Below are 19,174 nucleotides of genomic sequence, written 5' to 3'. Positions count from 1 at the left end.
CAAGTGCGAGTGCGATACTCCCCTCTAAATACACGCCTGGGACTTCCCGGCTGTTAGTTAAATAGCTTTGCAGTCAGGACTTTAGGTCAATGGCACTGAAAAAGTGAGCCAAAAAAAATCTGTAAGGCAAGATATACATAGATAATTGCCTTACAAACCAAAATATCTCTCTCCATTATGCCAAATCGTGCGTGCATTCTCAAACAACAATTTTTGCAGAGCGTTGCCTCACCTTGGGAAAAGCTGCTGCCAGATTCCTTAGTAGGTGAGCTTCTAGCGAATGAGAAGATCAGGTACTACCAAAGCATATACACACCCATAGTCACCCTGTGGGCGATGATATCCCAGGTACTCGACCCCGACAAAAGTTTGAGTCAAGCCGTGAAGCGGATGAGTACGTGGTTGAGTGCGGCCGGAGTCAAGTCTCCTTCTTCAGACACAGGGGCATACAGTAAAGCTCGTAAGCGACTACCCGAAAGACTTGTCCAACAGTTAGTACCCATAGTGGCAGAGGCACTAGAAAAGCAAGTTCCCATAGAACAACAATGGTGTGGACGACGGGTGCGGGTATTAGACGGCACAACTGTGTTGATGAGTGATACTGCTGCCAATCAAGCTGAGTATCCGCAACACAGCAATCAAAAAACTGGGTGTGGATTTCCCATCGCTAAAATAGTGGTACTCTTTTCATTGCTGACTGGGGCTGTGGTATCCGCTGGCATAGCTTCTTTGGCGACGAGTGAGATTGTGATGAGCCGTTTGATTTATGCAAATTTAGTCTCCGACGATGTGATATTGGCAGATCAAGCTTATGGTAATTATGTCGATTTAGTTTTAGTGAAACAGCAAGGAGCAGATGCTGTTTTCCGTAAAAATCATCTCCGTAAAAGTGACTTTAGACGGGGAAAAAAGTTGGGAATTGGCGATCACAAAGTCGTCTGGAATAAGCCCCAACAGTGTCCCAACCACATGACTTATGAGGAATTCGAGGCCTTGCCGTCTAGTTTCATCGTTCGGGAAGTATGCTTACGAATTAAGCGCCGCGGCTTCAGAGCTGAGCGTATCATTATAGTGACAACATTAGTGGATGCCAAACGCTACACTGTTGAAAAATTGACTTCTTTATATGGGTTTCGTTGGTCAGCAGCAGAAGTCAATTTACGCGCTCTAAAAACAACGTTAAAAATGGAGATGTTAACAGCTAAAACTCCGGTGATGGTGAGAAAAGAAATCTGGACACACTTATTAGCTTACACTTTACTACGTACCATTATGTGGCAGGCTGCATCTTCGTCAGAAAATACAGTTTTTCAACTCTCATTCCAATCAACTAGGCAGCAGTTTAATCTGTTATTGACGCTGTTGGCAACTACAGGAAAATGCCAACAGCGACAATGGCGTCAATTACTTTTGGAACAGGTGGCAACTAATTTACTCACGATTCGACCTGAGCGTTCTGAACCTAGAGTTTTGAAACGCAGGCCGAAACCATATCCTCGAATGCAGGAACCTCGCTCTGTCTTGAAAGCTAAACTGCGGGTGTGATTAAGCCTTGAGCAGTGCCATTGGACTTTAGGTGGTTTCTAAGAAAGAATTTACCGATTAGGAGGACGAACAGCAGTTCTCCCCTACGATGGAATGATGTTGTGTGGTAATTTTTATTCTGGAAATCACCTATCTCTGACGGAGGTTGAGCCCCCAGTTATCCTGCAAGCTCTTGGGAATCGTGAATTCCGTCTTTTGTCCCTCCCGCTCGAGGTAATGCAGTCCCTCAATCAGCCTGCGTGAGAATGCGCCACTGAGCCGCGCCGCCAGCTTCGAGCGATCCTGACTCTCGTCGGTGACTCCCAAAATCCAGCGCAGTGGACGTAAAAAGTGCCGAGTCCAATCGGCGCGTTCGATACCAACCGCTTCAACCACCCGTTCGTCGCAGAACTCGCGGATGAGCAGGGGAACGATACCATCGAACATCTTGCCGGGAACGCGCTCCTTCATATAATCCACCAGCGCAGCAGTCAGTTCTCGCCCGGCCTCTGACGGAGCTATATGATGGGCTAGTATCCCATCCCACAATGCTTTGCCCTCCTCGACATTGCGGGGTAGCATGTCCTCCTGAATTCCCATTATGCTGCCAATGATAAGCCAACAGTGAAAGAAGGCGGCTTCTTCCTCCGTGGAAAAGTCCAATCCTAGCTTTGTCAAGGTCTGGGGCAACAATGCAAAGGATAGCATTGTAGCAACCAAGTCTTCCTGGTTAATGGGAACGCCGTACTCAGCAAGCCAGCGGGGATATTGCCGCATGTGGTAGCGAATTGTGGTGTGCAGCAGACGGATCTTTTGAGCCGTCCGTACCCCACGACCATTTGGCTCCAACCCACCCTCGGCCATAACATCGAGGATAAACTGCGCGGTTTCCATGAGGCGTTGATGTATCCTTTTGGTGATCCGGTGTGTCAGACTCAGTACCTGCGCTCCCTTGGCACAGGAGTAGCATGAAGGCAACGACCAGCAAAACAACGCCATCGTCATTTGCATACCATAACGCGAAAACAGTTGCTGTCCGAGTCGGATCTGCTCCCGATCCGCCCATGAAGGCCAGTCATCTGTGGTATTGAGGAAATCTTCAAGCTCGTCAGGCATTTCGACTGCCACCAGATCATCGTTGTTTTGAATGTCTTTTAGAAGTTTATTTACAGCGTCCACCTCATTGAGCCCAAAGATTTTTTCAATGACGGAATCGGCTTGCGGATCACCGATTTCACGATACGAGTCTAGGGTGTTGCGGGTCCATCGGCTTGATAACATGGGTCTTTAAGTCCGTAGTTTTTTTGAGAAATAAGTTAAGTGGGCGGGAAAATTTATAAGTATTCGACAAAGAACAAGTTACTAAGGTGATTTCCAGAATAAAAATTACCACACAACATCATTCCCTCGTAGGGGAGAACTGCTGTTCGTCCTTTTAATCGGTAAATTCTTTCTTAGAAATCACCTAAATAGCTTTGCAGGTAGGACTTTAGTGCTTCTTCACCGCGATCGAAAGAACTGAAGTCCTCACTACAAACCCCTTTTTTTAATCTTCAACTTGTCGGACAGCCATGCGTTGCAGCGGCAGGCTGAGTATGCTAGAAGCAGTCAACAAGTAAGAAAGAACCGTAGTCAGCTTCAAACTGAGCAATAACCAGCTATCTTCTGGTAGGTGAAGTTTAAGCCCGAAAAAAGAGATGCAGTACACTATCCAGTAAGTAAAGCTCATCTTCATTAGGATTTCTTCGCTCAAAGTGCGAGCGTCCGTTGGCTGCGAGTTACGATTATCACTCAGCAGGACTATACCCGCAATAGAAGCCACAAAAGAAACCATAACGAGATAGTCATGCCAGTTAAGCTCAACCATTTCTAAACTCCGCTTTTATCCGAATTTTTGGAATCAGACATCAGTCTAAAGGATAAGTTTTCCAGGTCAAAGCAATAGTTACAAATTGAAACAGCCGCAGTTACAAATCGCAATGAAAATCAACCGCAACCACCAGCCACAGGCTCGTTTAGTCAGTCGCAAAGGACAATTGCCCTTAAATATTGTCAAGTTGGGAGTACCTCGCCTGCATTTTGCCGACCTCTACCACAGGCTGCTAACTCTTTCTTGGCCGCGATTTTTCATGCTCATTTGTCTCTCCTATATAGTCACAAATTCTTTATTTGCTTTAGCTTACTTGGCGGGAGGAGATTGCATTGCTAACGCGCGGCCCGGTTCTTTCCAAGATGCCTTTTATTTCAGCGTGCAAACAATGGCGACGATCGGCTACGGCGCCATGTACCCGCGCACGGATTACGCTAATACTATAGTCGCGATCCAAGCGCTTTTTGGTTTGTGGGGAGTAGCGATGGTGACAGGACTGGCTTTTTCGAGATTTTCCAAACCAACAGCTAGAGTTATCTTCAGTCGCGTAGCTGTGATCGCTCCTTTCAACGGCGTTCCGACTCTGATGTACCGCACTGCAAATCAGCGTTTTAACCAAATTTTAGAAGCGCAGCAGCGAGCTACTTTGATCCGTGACGAGGTAACACCGGAAGGAGAATTTATGCGGCGTTTTTACGATTTGCAATTGGTGCGAAGTCACTCTCCGGTTTTTGCATTAACTTGGACGGTTATGCACGCAATTGAGGAGAACAGTCCTTTGTACCAACTTACTGCCCAAGATTTGATGGAACAGCAAGCGGAAATTGTAATTACGTTAACAGGAATTGACGAAACAGTTTCGCAAACTATTCATGCGCGACATTCTTTTGTGGCGTCTGAAATTATGTGGAATATGCGGTTTGTAGATATTCTTTTGAAATCGGCGACGGGAGGGCGGGTGGTTGATTATACTCGGTTTCACGATGTGAAGCCTGTTGAATGAAAGTTTTGATTTAGCCACCAGTGCTAGAATACCTGTATGGCAAAAACAAGTTAATATTTATGAACTCAATAATTACAAAGATGACACTGAAAGAATTGCAACTGCAACTCTTAGCTTTAACTCCCGAAGAGAAGGCTCAAGCTATAGAATTACTAGCCCAAAGTTTAAGAAAATTTTGGTCGGGAATTCAAAAGACTCCCGGCGTGTGCGGCGGCGATGCTTGCATCAGACAAACGCGAATTCCTGTTTGGGTGCTGGTGAATGCTCGCCGTTTAGGTATTTCTGAAGCTGAACTCCTAGAAGACTATCCGACTCTGCGTGCCGCTGATTTGGCGAATGCTTGGGCTTATGCTGAGGCATATTCTGATGAGATTGAAATAGCAATTAGAGAACAGGAAGAGGCATAAACAGTGGCAGATATTTATACCGCGATCGCACAAAGCATTAAAACTGAGATATTTTACCATTTTAAATCAGGCTTTTATGAACGGGCAAGATGCCCGTTCCACAAGAAATTCATTCTTTGTGGAACGGGCATCTTGCCCGTTCGTGAAAAGGGTACAACATCTCAGTTAACATAAACAAAATACTCCTCGTACTATGCGAATAATTCATACTGCTGACTGGCATTTAGGGCGGCGTTTCCGAGGGATCGATCGCACTTTTGAAATTGCGATCGCCCTCGAACAGATTTTGAAGCAAGCAAAAGCATTGGATGTCGATGCTGTGCTCGTTGCGGGCGACATTTTCGACGTGCCCAACCCTCCCGCTTACGCCGAACGCATTGCTTATAACTTTTTCTGCGAACTCCAAGCGGCAGGAATTCCCGCAATTGCGATCGCCGGTAATCACGATTCCGCATCCCGCATCGACAGCATCGCGCAATTGCTTTCCCTCGCGGGTGTGCGCGCTTTAGGCAAACCCAGGCTTTCCGCAGACGGCGGCACAATTACTCTTAATACAAAAAGCGGTAAACTTTGTGTGGGAGCCATGCCTTTTGCTTCCGAACAAAGACTGTTAGATGCTAATTCTCTTTGGCAGTCTGGCGATGCCGATCGCCGAAAAGATTACCGCGAAATCGTAGCATATTTACTCGAAGATTTAACCAGGGATTTTAGAGGCAATACTGTCAATTTTCTCATGGGACACATGAGCATTGACGGCGCGCGATTGGCAAAATCCGAAGTCGCTTATTACACGCGAGAAAAATACCTGCTGTCAGCCCAAACTCTGCCACCGGAAGCTCAGTATGTCGCCCTCGGACACATCCACATTCACCAGCGGATTTCTGAGACTTCTCCCGCTTATTATTCCGGTTCTTTGATTCAGTTAGATTTTGGAGAAGCGGAACAGGAAAAAGGATTTTGCTTGATAGAAGTTGAGCCGGGAAGTCAGGCAAAGGTGGAATTTAAGCCTGTGGCTTGCCACAAGCCGTTAAAAGTGCTTAAATGTCATAACGACAATCTTGATGAAACTTTAGAAGCTCATCAGTATCATCCGGGTTTCTTGAAAGTAATTGTCGAACTGGACAGTCCGCAAATCGGACTTGCCGATCGAGTGCGCCAAATCTGTTCTCAAGCGCTGTTAATTGAACCGCGCTATCCAGATGCAGCGCTAGAACCAACAGAAATAACTAATATCGATCCCAATAATTTCGATCCCGCAGCCGAGTTTTGCAACTATTATCAAAACCGATTGGGAACGACACCGAAACCGGCAGTATTGGAGGAATTTCAAAACTTGTACAAGAAGTTTAAGGAAACAGTTAACAATTAAATACTCTTGTCCCTCCCCCTTATTTTAACTTCCAGGCTCCGTCTGGGAACCAAGATCAAGAGGCTCTGCCTCGCACTTAAATAGGAAAATTGGAGGCAGAGCCTGCGGATATGCGTTACCAGGCTCTGCCTGGTAAAGAGTAATAGAAATCCACCCTCTAAAATTTAAAATCAGTATGCGTCCACTCGAACTTATTCTCGAAGGATTTACCAGCTTCCACCGCGAACAGCGTTTAGATTTTTCTCAACTCGATTTGTTCGCAATTACTGGTGCTACAGGTGCGGGCAAATCTTCACTGCTAGATGCCATGACTTACGCTCTTTTTGGTACGACAACTCGCAGCGGCAAACAAGTAAGTGATTTGGCAAGTCAAGGTAGCGAAAATTTAAAAGTACAGTTGCGTTTTTCTGTGGGTTCGGCACAGTATCGGGTGACGAGAAGGTGGCGTTTTCGTCCGAAAAATCCCGAGAATAAGGTGATTTTGGACAACTGGCAAAATGGCGAATGGGAAACTTTGGGAACGAGTATTGTAGCTGTTCAAAATACCATTGAACAGATTTTAGGAATGGATTTTGATACTTTTACGCGAGCAATTGTTCTGCCTCAAGGCAAGTTTGATGAGTTTATTAAAGGGGATGCTTCAAAACGCCGGGAAATTTTGAGGCAGCTAGCGGGATTTGAGATTTTTGAGCAGATGCGGAAGGAAGCAAACGAACTCGCAAAGTTGCTGAAACAGGAACGGGAAATGGTGGAAAGGCAGCTAGCTGAGTTGAGCGCGCCGTCGGCGGATGAGGTGGCTCAAAGACGATCGCAACTTTTGATTTTAGAGCAGCAGTTGCCTGAGCTCGATCGCGCCGTTATGAAAGCTCAGAAGGCTCTAGATGAAGAGGAACAGCTATTTTCGCAAATCGCTCGCTGGCAAGAGCTGCAACAAAAACTAGCTGAATTAAATGCTAATTCCGCCGAGGTGAAAATTTTAGCGCAGCGTTTAGAAAGAGCGCAAGCTGCCAATCATTTACAGGGAGATTGGGCTTTAGTGCGATCGGCTCGCAGTCAGTATGAAACTGCCGAAAGTGCCTCGGTGGCAGCGCGAAAGCAGTTAATTAAAGCTCGCTCTGAGATGGCAGTAGAGCAGCAGCAACTTGACGCGGCCAAAGCCAAAGAACAGGTGCTAGCGCCACAAATTAAGGCTCGCGAAGATGCTCTAGCTGCTGCTAAGGTATATGAGGAACAGCGCGCTCAATTAGAAACAGAAGTTGCGCTTGCCCAAAAAATTCAACAGGAAAAACTCCGCCTTTTTCAAGCAGCAGATAAAGAACTGCAAGCTGCTAACAATAAAATTCAAGGTGCGGGTTTTCGAGTTACTCAAACAGCGGCACAGCTCGAACAGTATTCGCCAGGAGGAAAGCGTTTAGAGCAATTGCAGCAAATTTCACCATTATTGATGGAAGTTCACCTAATTAGCAAGCAGCAAAAGAATCAGCAAGAACAGTTGGATAAATCTCTGGCAGAGAAGGAAAGGGTTCAACAAAATTATGTGGAGGTTGCCAGTAATTTAGAAACAGCCGAAATCAGGCTAAAAGAGTGCAGCCGCGAGTTAGAAGCGGCGGAAACCGCTAATGCGGAAGCGGCACGTTTAGAGAGTGTTGCTGTTGTCAGAATGTCGCTGAATCCTGGCGATACTTGCCCGGTGTGCGGGGGGGTGCATCCTGAGAGCGAGAGCCTTCCTCCTTTGCCAAATTCTAATATTGTCGATGTCGCTGATTTGCGGCATAAATTTGCTGCGGCAAATCAGGTTTTTCAAGCTGCTCAAAGGTTGGAGGCGGAGGCAAAAAGTGCAGTTTCAGCCTGCCTGCAAAAAGAGTCGGAAATTGCTCAAATGCTCGAATTAACTGCGAATAGAGTTGCCGAATTGCAGCAGCAAATCACTCAAGTTCTGGAAGATTCTCATTGGGAAAGCTTGGGGTTGCAGCAGGAGTTGGCGATACTTAAAGAGAGCGATCGCCAATACCGCGAAACCGAACAGCAGTTCCAACTGGCATCATTGGAATATGATAATTTTCAGGAAAGATTTAATTTGGCGGTGGCGACTCAAGCAGCTAAACAGCAGGAATATCAAGATGCGATCGCCGAATCAGACCGCCGCCAGAAGCAGTTGCAAAGTTGTGTAAATGCGCTTTATCAAATTACCGAATATCAACCTTATGCTAATTTAGCAAAAGTCTTAGAACAAGACAAACAAGACTTGGCCAATCTGCTGAAAGTTGCCGAAAAATCATATCAAACTGCTCAAAATAAGGTTATTCAAGCAGCAGAAAGAGAGCAACAAGCTGGAGAAGCTTTTGGGCAAGCCCAGGCTCAGAAACAGCAGCTAAACCTGGATTGGTCAGCAAAATTAACAGCGGCTGATTTCACAGAAGAGACATTTTTAGCAGCGGTTGCGACAGTTAAGGAACAATCAGACTGGGAAAATACTATTCGCTCTCACCGCGAATCAAAAATTCAGTTAGAGACGCGGGCGAAAGATTTGAGCGAGGCGATCGCAGGCAGAACTACGGATGAGAATACTTTAGCACAAGTGCGATCGGCAAAACATACCGCCCAAGAAAACCTCAAACAAGCCAACAACAACCGCGCCGAACTGTTAGCGTGGATTCAAGTAGCAGCCCAAAATCTCGAACAAGCCGAAAGACTGTCACAGCAAATCACAAATTTCACAGAACAAGAGCAAACTTATCACACTTTAGCGCAGAATCTCAAATCCAACGAATTTCAATCCTACATTTTAGAACATTTAGAAGCAGAATTAGTTGGAAGCGCCACCTTAATTTTGCAAGAATTAACCGACAATCGCTACAAACTAAGAAACCAAGACGGCGAATACTGGGTAGCAGATAATTGGAACGGTGGCGAAGCTAGACGAGTGCGTACTCTTTCCGGTGGCGAAACCTTTGCCACTTCCTTATCAATGGCTTTAGCTTTGTCAGAAAAGCTGTCTCAAGGAGCTCACTTGGGCAGCTTATTTCTAGATGAAGGATTTGGTACTTTAGATACCGAAACTCTCGAAAGCGTTACTCAAATTTTAGAATCTTTGCGGCAGCGAGAAAGGCTGATTGGAGTGATTACCCACGTTCGAGAATTGGGCGAAAGATTGCCCGCACAAGTTAAAGTTTCTAAATCACCCCAAGGTTCTAAAATAGAAGTACATAGATCCTGAAGTGAGAGGCGCGTGCGTGAAATAGTAAACTTGCTTAAGGACGTACATTATCACTAAATCTGGCCCTACAATTACCTATAATATATGATAAAAAATCACGACGCGACTCGAATGCAATCGGTACAGTCGCCCATAATTCCAGTAGTTGGCGAACTGATTCGCCAAAATCCGGGAACGATATCTTTAGGACAAGGTGTAGTTTACTACAATCCGCCACAAGAATCATTTGACAAAATCCCCGAATTCTTCGCAAATCCAGACAATCACAAATACAAAGCCGTGGAAGGTATTCCACAATTACAGGATGCAATCGCAGCCAAACTAAAAATAGATAACGACATAGAAATTAATAGCAAAAACTGCATTGTCGTTACCGCCGGCAGCAACATGGGATTTACCAACGCCATTCTCGCCATCACTTCGGCGGGAGACGAAGTTATTATCCAATCACCTTATTACTTCAACCACGAAATGGCGGCTATTATGGCAAATTGCCGACCAGTGATAGTAGAAACAGACGCCAACTATCAACTTAATATCCATGCTATAAAAAAAGCCATTACTGACAAAACGCGAGCCATAGTTACCATTTCCCCAAACAATCCAACTGGTGTTGTTTATTCGGTCGAAGCACTCCGGGAAGTTAACGAAATTTGTCGCCAGCACAACATCTATCACATCAGCGATGAAGCTTACGAATATTTTACTTATAACGGCGTCAAACACTGTTCGCCCGCAGCTTTTCCCAATAGCAGCGAACATACAATTTCTTTGTTTAGCCTTTCCAAGGCTTACGGTTTTGCGAGTTGGCGGATCGGGTATATGGTAATCCCAGAACACTTGCTCGTTTCTGTGAGAAAGATTCAAGATACCATCTTAATTTGTCCGCCCGTAATTTCTCAGTATGCAGCCCTGGGAGCCTTGCAAGTTGGTAGAGGTTACTGCGATAATTATGTAAGGGCGATCGCATCCGTGCGACAACTCGTATTAGATGAACTCAATACCATCCAAAACTTGTGTACAATTTCCCCAGCCGCTGGAGCTTTCTACTTTTTCTTGAAAGTTGATACTGAACTAGATACAATGAAATTAGTAGAACAATTAATTCGCGAATATCACGTAGCAGTGCTTCCCGGTACAACCTTCGGCATGGATAGCGGCTGCTATTTGCGCGTTGCTTATGGTGCTTTGGAAAAAGCAACCGCCACCGCAGGTATTAGGAGATTAGTTAAAGGCTTGAAGACAATTTTAAACAAGTAAAATAGGAATTTTAAACATGGTTGCCACGAACTTGAAAGGAAATACAAATATTCAAGATACCTCCGCTGCAAAACTGGCAGACTTGCGCGATTTGATGGCAGATTACGACTTAGATTGCTATTTCATCCCAGCGGTTGACGAACACTTAAATTTATCAGTTCCAGTAGCCAAGCAGCGGCGAGCTTGGATGTGCGGTTTTACGGGTTCCGCCGGCGATTTGTTGGTTGGCAAAGATTCCGCTTGGTTGTTTGTGGATTCCCGCTACTACGAACAAGCCGACTTGCAAGTCGATACTGGAATTATTCAAATATCGAAACTCGGCTTAGAAGGAAATTTAACCTTAATTGAAACTTTAGAAAAACTGGCTGTAGAATCGGCCGAAAAATCAAGGAAAATTCGCCTGGGTTTTGACCCGTTTACAGTAGCGACAGAGCAATATCAAAATTGGGTGAAAAAATTCGCAACTGCGGAGATTGATCTCATACCAATCCGGGAGAATTTGACAGACAAAGTGCGATCGCAAACTCCTTGGCAAACAGCAGAGACTTTACCCGCGATTGATGCAGAGCCCATATTTAGCTTACCTGTATCCCTGACAGGAGAAACCGCCGCCGAAAAATTAGCCAGAGTCAGGGAAGCGATGCAAAAAGCCAATATCGGTGTGCTTCCGATTACCAACCTGAATCAAATAGCGTGGCTGTTCAATCTCCGAGGCTCGGATATTCCCCACATTCCCATTTTCATATCCTATGCCATTGTCACCACAGATTCAGCGTTTTTGTTTACAAATCCCGAACGAATTTCCCCCGAAATCAAGCAAGAATTGCGGGCGGATGTAACTTTGCTTCCCTACGCCGACTATCCGCATACATTAGAAACTTGCGTAAATTTGCCACATAAAGTGCGGGTACTTTTAGACCCGAAACACAGCACAGCAGGCACGTACCAGTTAATATTAAACCATCAAGAAGCGCAGTTTTATAACATCGAAATAGTTTTTGATACTCATCCGGTAGAAGGGATGAAAGCTCGCAAAAATCCCGTAGAAATTGAGCAGATGAAATCAGCTAATTTCAAAGCAAGTCGAGCGAAAACTTTGGCTTTAAAGTGGTTGACAGAACAGCTAGAAAATGGTAAGGTAGTTACCGAGTTTGATGTCAAAGAAAGCATCGAAAATTTTTACCAGCAAGAAACTGATTTTCAGACTTTAACTTTTAGAACGATCGCCGGTGCGGGAGCCAATAGCTCGATCGTACATTACGGAACCCCCAGCCCTGAAATAACGTTAAAACCGGGGGAACTGCTGTTATTGGACTCAGGGGCGCAATATTTAGCAGGTACAACCGACGATACGAGAACAATAAGTATCGGAGAACCGACGGCGCTACAAATAGAACACTACACAACTGTCTTAATCGCGCACATCAACTGTGCCATGCAGCTATTTCCCAAAGGAACAACGGGAGCGCAATTAGATGCGATCGCCCGTGCGGTATTATGGCAAGAACAGCTAGACTACGGACACGGTACAGGGCACGGCGTCGGCGCGTTTTTAGCCGGTCACGAAGGGCCAAACGGCATCAGCAAATCTGTGCAGTATCCCCTGGAAGCCGGAATGGTAACGAGCATCGAACCGGGATATTACGAACCGGGATGGGGCGGAATTCGCATCGAAAATCTCTATGTTGTCAGGGAAATGCTATCAAAAAACGGTTCGGTTTGGTACGGATTTGAATCGCTGACGTATATTCCGTTTGAGCGCAAATTGATAAATGTCGATCGACTGTCAAAGACTCAACTCGCATGGTTGAATAATTATCACGCTTCGGTAGTCGAGAAACTGGAACCCGTACTTGATGCAGCAACAATTGAATGGTTGAAAAAAGCCTGCGCTGCGTTAGGTTAAGCCTTGTAATTTGTCGCACATTTAACTTGTGCACCTATTTTTCGGGAAACTCTTGTGGGGTGGGCACGCCAGCCCGCCCCAAAGGTACAAAATAGCACATATCAGATAGGGACACGGCACTGCCATGTCCCTACTGTATTTAATCCGATATTTAATCCGATTGAAAACTGCTATAAAGCTGGTGACAGGATTTGAACCTGCGACAGGCTGATTACAAATCAGCTACTCTACCAACTGAGTTACACCAGCAGTGAAACTTAATATAGCAAACTTATAGTCATCAGCGCAACCCCCCCAGCCAACTTTTTTGTCACATTCCCCCAAAAGCTCTCCTCGCAAGGGCGGAACAAAAATGATCTTCCTCTGAGCAATGCCCGGTGCTTTTGGGCCCACTCACGAATCGCAGCGCCAAATCTTAATTGTCTGATCCGCACTGCCGCTGGCGAGCAAATTGCCCGAAGGTGCGATCGCCACCGAGTACACCGTACCCGAATGTCCCTTAAGACTGCTCAACAACTCCCCCGTCTGCAAATTCCAAATATTAATCGTATTATCATCGCAGCCACTCACCAAAGTCAAACAGTCCCCACTGATAGCAACCGAATCGCCCCGACTCACATAATTCTGCAAAATATGCAGCGCCTCATTCGTTCCTAAATTCGTTACACCCTTTCCCTTCGCATAATTAGTATTTAAAATCCGCAACAAACTGCCCGTGTGCAAATTCCGCAGCTTAATCGTATAATCATTGCTGACGCTAGCAAGAATCTGACCATCCGGCGCGATCGCCACAGAATTCACCCCAACATTCAACCCCGAAAGAGTCCGCAGCAACTTGCCGCTTTCCACATCCCAAACCTTACTCGTCGCATCCGAACTGCCACTCGCCAATATTTTACCGTCCGGGCTAAAAACCACCGCATTCACATTGTCAGAATGGCCCCTCAAAGTCCGCAGCAACTCACCAGTCCGCAAATTCCAAAGCTTAATCGTATTATCAGCCCCACCGCAGCTAGCAATTACCGGGCGCTTCGGGTTAATCGCCACCGAATTCACCTCCATAGAATGCCCCGGAAAAGTACACAGCAAATCACCATTGTGTAAATTCCAAAACTTAATGGTTTCGTCCGAACTGCCGCTGACCAACATTTTTCCGTCATAGCTAATCGCAACCGAATTTACGCGATCGGAATGTCCCGTCAGAGTGCCAATTAATTCCGCTGTTTCTAAATTCCAAATCTTAATAGTTTTATCCCAACTACCGCTAGCCAGAATTTTACCGTCTGGGCTAATCGCCAGAGAATTCACAAACGATGAATGTCCCGGCAGCGTATATACACACCGCCATTTCTGATGTTTTAATTTGTGAGCTAATTCCTTCACCCGCTTAGCTGCCGCCTCAGCTTCCTCTCTGCGTTTGAGTTCAGCCTCCTCCAAACGCTGGCGTTCCGCCCTAGCTTTCGCCTCTCGCAGCGCCAGCCGCCGCATTTCTCCCTTATAGACTATTCGCTGCTGCTCCTGAATTTCTTTAAGAGTTTCAATATACGGTAGGGCCCAATCTTTAGAAAACCATTCCTGAGCAAATTCCGCCTCTAATTTAAATAACTGAGGTTCGTGAGTAAAATCGATATTTAAATAATACAAATCCGCTAAAAAAGCCGCCAATAACTTGTGAATAGTCACAATTATTTGCCGAATAATCCGCAGGCTCAGCTTTTGGTCTTTCCCCTCCGCCTCCAACTGGTGATAAACCTCTTCCCAATTCCAAGGCTGCATAGCCACTAGAGAAACGCTCTGATTGATGACGCCCCAAAAACCCACATGAAAATTAACTTCATAATCGCTAATATCGCTGTACAGTATAGCTGTCGGTACGGGAGATAACACAGTCTGCAACCGCTCCACATCAATATCAGAAATGGATTTTTTGAAATAGTCTCCGTAAAACTGAACCGGGCACAAATCTCCGTGCGGAGGATAGTGCTGGTTCAAAAAAGCTCTTAACTTAGCGGGCAGCTCGATATTCAGATTGTGGCGAAACGAATCGGGGCAATCTTGGCTAATTTTTGCGGGAGCAACTAACAGCAGCAATCGGTGCTGCTGCTGCTGCAAAATCTGTTCAGTTTCCTGCCGGCTCAAATTAGAAAACCAGTTGTCCCTGTCCCAAATAGTTTGAATTTCGCTCAGCTTAACTCGAATTGCTTCTGATTGAAACTCCCGCATTAAGTCGCGGCAAAGCCGACTAATTGCCCGCTTATCTCTTACTTCTTGTGCCTTAATTCGATTAGCCCGTTCCTCCTTTACCCTTTCTTCTGCGTCGGCGAGCGCGATTAATTCTTGTTCTCTGGCCTGCTGCCGCTGCAAATATCTCATTTGTGCTTTAATCCAGCGGGGGTCTTTTTTGATTTGCTGGTTCAAAGCTGAAGAACCAGACGGCTCAATTTCTGCATAGCGTTCGTTGACAGCGCTTGCTCCCAATCTTTCTCCCAATTCAGAGGCTACAGGCTTCAACAGTTCAATTAGGGTGTCTGAGACGGGGCGGGGTAAGGACATACCAGTTAAAACTTTTTCTTACTTAAGGGCGATCGCGCGAGTCAGGCATATCTCGCTGGGGGGGGACTCTTGGCAGGGCTATTACATTTGAGCGATCGGCCGATGGTAGTCGTAGGGCGTATCGTGCAGCCGCGCAAGTTGAGCACCTTAACTCAATAATAATATTTATTTATACACTTTACATTTTACCCCAAATCTGGATCGAAAGCACCGAGGGAAAAGACATCAGGATATGCGATCGACCCTGAGTTCCCCCAATTCGTTTTTTTTGTTGCCTTTTCACTCGCTCTTGTCTATAATCGTACTTCACAACCATAATTACGGTATCCCGACCCAATAACCGTACTTTCTCTAGAGGAACAAATATAATGAGTCCGTGGCAACGCCTAACTCAACACCTTCACTGGCCGCAACAGCCACCCGCCGGCACAAACCAATCATTTAAGGCGCTCAAAAGATTTGTGTCGCTATTTTTAGTGGGAATAACTTTAAGTCTGGCCGTTGCATCCTGCGGCCAGGGAAGCACCAACAACCCCGTAGCCACTCCAGGCGGTGCTACTCCAGGCGGTGCTAGCCCAGCAGCCAACAAAGGCAACGTAGAATTAACCCTAGTATCCTTCGCCGTCACCAAAGCCGCCCACGAAGCCATAATTCCCAAATTCGTACAACAATGGCAAAAAGAAAAGGGTCAAACCGTCACTTTTAACCAAAGCTACGGCGGTTCCGGTTCCCAAACTCGGGCCGTAATTGACGGTTTAGAAGCAGACATCGTACACCTAGCGCTCGCCCTCGACACCGCAAAAATCGAAAAAGCCGGACTAATTCAACCTGGGTGGGAAAAAGAAGTTCCCAACGAAGGCATAGTCAGCAAATCCGTAGGAGCAATAGTCACCCGCGAAGGCAATCCCAAAGGCATCAACACCTGGGAAGATTTAAGCAAAGACGGAGTAAAAGTGATTACTGCCGATCCCAAAACATCAGGTGTTGCCCGTTGGAATTTCCTTGCACTTTGGGGCTCGGTTGTTAAAACCGGAGGAGACGAAACGAAAGCATTAGACTTTACTAGCAAAGTCTACAAAAACGTCCCGATTCTGACTAAAGATGCCCGCGAAGCCACTGATGTATTTTTCAAACAAGGGCAAGGCGACGCCTTAATTAACTACGAAAACGAGATTCTTCTGGCAGGTGAGAAAGGCGAAAAACCGACTTATACTATTCCCGAAGTCAATGTTTCGATCGACAATCCGATTGCCATTGTCGATAAAAACGTGGATAAACACGGTACTCGCGAAGTCGCCGAAGCATTTGTCAAGTTTCTATACACCCCAGAAGCTCAGCGAGAATTTGCCAAAGTAGGCTTCCGCCCCGTAGATGCGACAGTAGCGGCGGAACCAGAATTTGTCAAAAAATATGCCCCCATCAAAACCCTATTTACAGCTCAAGACTTAGGAGGCTGGAAAGATATTCAGCAGAAATTCTTTGATGACGGAGCTGTTTTTGACAAAATCCAAGGTTCAATTAAACAGTAAAAAAACAGAATGCTCAGATCCCCGACTTCCTCGAAGTTGTCGGGGATCTAAAAGATTCACTATTCTTGGCAAATCCAAACTATTCACTTATGGCTGTATCATCTCCAACCAGCAACCCTGAATCTCCGATCGAAAATATCAAAAGGGCGATCGGCAAAATCACATTACCTTGGGGAATCACCCTAGGCTACCTCAGCTTAATGCTATTGCTCCCAGTTGCAGCAATGCTGCTGAAAGCCAGCACAGCAAACCCCGCCGAATTTTGGGCAATTGCCACCAGTCCGATCGCCCTTTCCGCCTACGATGTCACCTTCTTTACGGCATTAATTGCGGCATTAATTAACGGAGTATTCGGCACCTTGATTGCCTGGGTATTAGTCCGCTACGACTTTCCTTTAAAACGGGTTGTCGATGCAGCAGTCGATTTACCTTTTGCACTGCCCACCTCCGTCGCCGGTTTAACTCTCGCCACAGTTTACAGCGATAACGGCTGGATCGGCGGGCTATTTGCACCCTTGGGAATCAAGATCTCATTTACTCGCTTGGGCGTAGGAATAGCGATGATATTTATTTCCTTGCCCTTTATCGTGCGGACTGTACAGCCAGTTTTAAACGAGATGGAAAAAGACATCGAAGAAGCAGCTTGGTGCTTGGGTGCTTCTCAATTTCAAACCTTCTGGCGAGTAGTTTTACCGCCGCTATTTCCGTCTATTTTAACCGGAGTAGCTCTCGGCTTTTCGCGAGCAGTTGGCGAGTATGGCTCTACTGTAATTGTAGCTTCTAACATACCCTTCAAAGATTTAATCGCCCCAGTATTAATTTTTCAAAGATTGGAACAGTACGACTACGCAGGAGCAACAGTTATCGGCACTGTATTGTTAGCTATTTCCCTGGCAATGCTGTTCGCAATTAATCTATTACAAGCATGGAGAAGACGCTATGACGGCTAATATAAATTCACCCGCTGATTACCAATTTCCGCCTGCGGGTTCTAGTCGGAGTCAGGAGAAAGCCTGGGTAAAACCAACTTTAATCGGAATTGCGAGCGGCTATCTTGCTCTCGTCTTATTCATCCCCATGCTCAACGTTTTTTACCAAGCTTTCAGAAAAGGATTTGAGCCATTTTTTTCTAACTTAACCTCGCCAGATTTTCTGCACGCAGCGCAACTTACCCTAGTGATTTCTCTGATTGTCGTGCCTGTAAATACAGTCTTCGGTTTGTGTGCAGCCTGGGTAATTGGTCGCAATAAATTTCGGGGGCGCACGCTATTAATCAGCATTTTAGACGTGCCCTTTGCCATCTCTCCCGTAGTTGCAGGTTTAATGATTGTACTGCTTTACGGTCGGGTGGGCTGGTTCGGGCCGTGGCTGGAGGCGGCCAATATCAAGGTTATTTTTGCCTTCCCTGGAATGGTTCTGGCTACTGCTTTTGTTACCTTACCTTTTGTGGCCCGCGAAGTAATTCCTGTTTTGGAAGAAGTGGGAACAGATCAAGAAGAGGCGGCGAAAACTTTGGGAGCAAATGACTGGCAAATTTTCTGGAATGTCACGCTTCCCAGTATTCGCTGGGGATTACTTTACGGAGTTATTTTGACCAATGCTAGAGCAATGGGAGAATTTGGAGCCGTCTCTGTAGTGTCGGGAAATATTGCTAAAAAAACGCAAACTTTGCCTTTGTTTGTAGAGGATGCTTACAAGCAGTACGCGACGCAAGCCGCATTTTCAGCGGCCGTAGTTCTAGGTCTTTTAGGAGTTGTTACCCTCGTACTTAAGGAGATTTTGGAACGAAAAACTAGCATTAAGGAGGTTGAAGAATAATCATCAGTCATTAGGATGTAGGGTACCCAGTTGTTAGTCATTAGTAGGGTGCGTGGCTATCGACAATCTGCTTGGAATCTGGAAAATCTCCCAGTCCGCACTCTACAAAATATTGGTGCAAAATGTAAACAGAAACAAATATTAGGAGGCCCAAATGTTAGCTCACAACACTAGCGAATCTGAATTTGAGGCGATCGACAATTTTCACAAAACCCAAGAATCAGATATTCCCAAATCTGAAAGTGGCGACAGCAGACCAACTCAAACCCGCATTCGCATTCGTGTTCCTAAAGAATACCATCAGGAACCTGTGATCTCTAACCTGATTTCTGAATACGGTTTGACGGTGAATTTTAATGCCGCTTTGTTGAGTGTCAAAACTTTAGATGACGGTTGGTTTGACTTGGAACTTAACGGTACAAGTAAACAGATTGAAACGGCTCTAATGTATCTCAATGATTTAGATGTGGAAATCTGGAGCAATTCCAATAATCCCGAGGAAGAAACTTGGTAATTAGTGAGTCTTGGACGCACCAAACTGGAAGAAGAGTTAATATTCTGGACTGCCCCGGCTAATTTTATTTCTTCGACCCAGTTTATTGAGTCTAATAGTCTCTAGGAATGTTAGTCATGAGTCAGCCTATCTCTTCCTGTAAAATAACCGTTATCAAGATTCTAGTGAGGAATGCAAGCCTTCATAAAACTCAGAGGACTTGCA

Annotated in this window: 14 protein-coding genes and 1 tRNA gene; 11 read left to right on the top strand and 4 right to left on the bottom strand. The window is 45.7% G+C overall.

Going from position 1 to position 19,174, the window contains the following annotated elements:
* Positions 1–177 precede the first annotated feature (177 nt).
* Entirely contained in the window at positions 178–1,545 is a 1,368-nt protein-coding gene (locus tag QUA04_RS13835; protein WP_445242322.1) for an IS4 family transposase, read from the top strand.
* Positions 1,546–1,674: 129 nt separating this feature from the next.
* On the opposite strand, the gene QUA04_RS13830 is transcribed toward QUA04_RS13835, so the two are convergent.
* Both QUA04_RS13830 and QUA04_RS13825 read right to left on the bottom strand, forming a co-directional pair.
* The gene (locus QUA04_RS13830; protein ID WP_333257948.1) at positions 1,675–2,805 is read right to left on the bottom strand and encodes an oxygenase MpaB family protein; all 1,131 of its coding nucleotides are present in this window, start codon (positions 2,803–2,805) and stop codon (positions 1,675–1,677) included.
* A gap of 265 nt (positions 2,806–3,070) precedes the next feature.
* Complete coding sequence (locus QUA04_RS13825) at positions 3,071–3,391, bottom strand: hypothetical protein (RefSeq protein WP_333257947.1); 321 nt, start codon at positions 3,389–3,391, stop codon at positions 3,071–3,073.
* A 112-nt stretch (positions 3,392–3,503) separates the two neighbouring features.
* On the opposite strand from QUA04_RS13825, the gene QUA04_RS13820 reads away from it, so the two are divergent.
* From QUA04_RS13820 to QUA04_RS13795, 6 genes are all read left to right on the top strand, one after another.
* Entirely contained in the window at positions 3,504–4,397 is an 894-nt protein-coding gene (locus QUA04_RS13820; protein WP_333257945.1) for an ion channel, read from the top strand.
* Between the two features lie 80 nt (positions 4,398–4,477).
* Positions 4,478–4,804, top strand: a complete 327-nt coding sequence (locus tag QUA04_RS13815; protein WP_333257943.1) for a DUF433 domain-containing protein — start codon at positions 4,478–4,480, stop codon at positions 4,802–4,804.
* A gap of 193 nt (positions 4,805–4,997) precedes the next feature.
* Positions 4,998–6,173 carry an exonuclease SbcCD subunit D gene (locus tag QUA04_RS13810; RefSeq protein ID WP_333257941.1) on the top strand — a complete coding sequence of 392 codons (1,176 nt, stop codon included), beginning with the start codon at positions 4,998–5,000 and terminating at the stop codon, positions 6,171–6,173.
* 175 nt (positions 6,174–6,348) lie between these two features.
* Entirely contained in the window at positions 6,349–9,390 is a 3,042-nt protein-coding gene (locus tag QUA04_RS13805; protein ID WP_333257940.1) for an SMC family ATPase, read from the top strand.
* A gap of 84 nt (positions 9,391–9,474) precedes the next feature.
* Positions 9,475–10,650: a pyridoxal phosphate-dependent aminotransferase gene (locus tag QUA04_RS13800; RefSeq protein WP_333257938.1), complete on the top strand. Its 1,176-nt coding sequence runs from the start codon at positions 9,475–9,477 to the stop codon at positions 10,648–10,650.
* Between the two features lie 16 nt (positions 10,651–10,666).
* The gene (locus QUA04_RS13795; RefSeq protein ID WP_333257936.1) at positions 10,667–12,556 is read left to right on the top strand and encodes an aminopeptidase P family protein; all 1,890 of its coding nucleotides are present in this window, start codon (positions 10,667–10,669) and stop codon (positions 12,554–12,556) included.
* A gap of 176 nt (positions 12,557–12,732) precedes the next feature.
* Here the strand turns inward: QUA04_RS13795 and QUA04_RS13790 are convergent.
* Both QUA04_RS13790 and QUA04_RS13785 read right to left on the bottom strand, forming a co-directional pair.
* Positions 12,733–12,805 (bottom strand) — tRNA-Thr (locus tag QUA04_RS13790).
* A gap of 144 nt (positions 12,806–12,949) precedes the next feature.
* Positions 12,950–15,109, bottom strand: coding sequence for a WD40 domain-containing protein (locus tag QUA04_RS13785; RefSeq protein ID WP_333257934.1), 2,160 nt, complete (start codon positions 15,107–15,109; stop codon positions 12,950–12,952).
* Between the two features lie 368 nt (positions 15,110–15,477).
* Here QUA04_RS13785 and QUA04_RS13780 point away from each other — a divergent pair, with 368 nt between their 5' ends.
* The 4 genes from QUA04_RS13780 to QUA04_RS13765 all read left to right on the top strand — a co-directional run bounded on the left by QUA04_RS13780 (position 15,478) and on the right by QUA04_RS13765 (position 18,970).
* Positions 15,478–16,638 (top strand): sulfate ABC transporter substrate-binding protein, encoded by a 1,161-nt coding sequence (locus tag QUA04_RS13780; RefSeq protein ID WP_333257932.1) that lies wholly within the window; start codon positions 15,478–15,480, stop codon positions 16,636–16,638.
* Positions 16,639–16,727: 89 nt separating this feature from the next.
* Positions 16,728–17,588: a sulfate ABC transporter permease subunit CysT gene (cysT, locus tag QUA04_RS13775; protein WP_333046292.1), complete on the top strand. Its 861-nt coding sequence runs from the start codon at positions 16,728–16,730 to the stop codon at positions 17,586–17,588.
* The gene (gene cysW, locus QUA04_RS13770) at positions 17,578–18,456 is read left to right on the top strand and encodes a sulfate ABC transporter permease subunit CysW (protein WP_333257930.1); all 879 of its coding nucleotides are present in this window, start codon (positions 17,578–17,580) and stop codon (positions 18,454–18,456) included. Before cysT ends, cysW begins: the two co-directional genes overlap by 11 nt.
* A gap of 154 nt (positions 18,457–18,610) precedes the next feature.
* Positions 18,611–18,970 (top strand): NIL domain-containing protein, encoded by a 360-nt coding sequence (locus QUA04_RS13765; RefSeq protein WP_333257928.1) that lies wholly within the window; start codon positions 18,611–18,613, stop codon positions 18,968–18,970.
* Positions 18,971–19,174 lie beyond the last annotated feature (204 nt).

It is taken from the genome of Microcoleus sp. S13_C5 (genome assembly GCF_036700845.1).
Classification (GTDB): domain Bacteria; phylum Cyanobacteriota; class Cyanobacteriia; order Cyanobacteriales; family Microcoleaceae; genus Microcoleus.
The sequence above is the reverse complement of the archived record's forward strand: the minus strand, read 5'-3'. Positions and strand labels throughout refer to the sequence as shown.

What these genes read in the sequence shown, in the direction of transcription:
- QUA04_RS13800 (WP_333257938.1), top strand. Translation starts at nt 9,475, where the DNA reads ATGATAAAAAATCACGACGCGACTCGAATGCAATCGGTACAGTCGCCC.
- QUA04_RS13835 (WP_445242322.1), top strand. Translation starts at nt 178, where the DNA reads ATGCCAAATCGTGCGTGCATTCTCAAACAACAATTTTTGCAGAGCGTT.
- cysW (WP_333257930.1), top strand. Translation starts at nt 17,578, where the DNA reads ATGACGGCTAATATAAATTCACCCGCTGATTACCAATTTCCGCCTGCG.
- QUA04_RS13815 (WP_333257943.1), top strand. Translation starts at nt 4,478, where the DNA reads ATGACACTGAAAGAATTGCAACTGCAACTCTTAGCTTTAACTCCCGAA.
- QUA04_RS13820 (WP_333257945.1), top strand. Translation starts at nt 3,504, where the DNA reads ATGAAAATCAACCGCAACCACCAGCCACAGGCTCGTTTAGTCAGTCGC.
- QUA04_RS13780 (WP_333257932.1), top strand. Translation starts at nt 15,478, where the DNA reads ATGAGTCCGTGGCAACGCCTAACTCAACACCTTCACTGGCCGCAACAG.
- QUA04_RS13830 (WP_333257948.1), bottom strand. Translation starts at nt 2,805, where the DNA reads ATGTTATCAAGCCGATGGACCCGCAACACCCTAGACTCGTATCGTGAA.
- QUA04_RS13825 (WP_333257947.1), bottom strand. Translation starts at nt 3,391, where the DNA reads ATGGTTGAGCTTAACTGGCATGACTATCTCGTTATGGTTTCTTTTGTG.
- QUA04_RS13785 (WP_333257934.1), bottom strand. Translation starts at nt 15,109, where the DNA reads ATGTCCTTACCCCGCCCCGTCTCAGACACCCTAATTGAACTGTTGAAG.
- QUA04_RS13810 (WP_333257941.1), top strand. Translation starts at nt 4,998, where the DNA reads ATGCGAATAATTCATACTGCTGACTGGCATTTAGGGCGGCGTTTCCGA.
- QUA04_RS13805 (WP_333257940.1), top strand. Translation starts at nt 6,349, where the DNA reads ATGCGTCCACTCGAACTTATTCTCGAAGGATTTACCAGCTTCCACCGC.
- QUA04_RS13795 (WP_333257936.1), top strand. Translation starts at nt 10,667, where the DNA reads ATGGTTGCCACGAACTTGAAAGGAAATACAAATATTCAAGATACCTCC.
- cysT (WP_333046292.1), top strand. Translation starts at nt 16,728, where the DNA reads ATGGCTGTATCATCTCCAACCAGCAACCCTGAATCTCCGATCGAAAAT.
- QUA04_RS13765 (WP_333257928.1), top strand. Translation starts at nt 18,611, where the DNA reads ATGTTAGCTCACAACACTAGCGAATCTGAATTTGAGGCGATCGACAAT.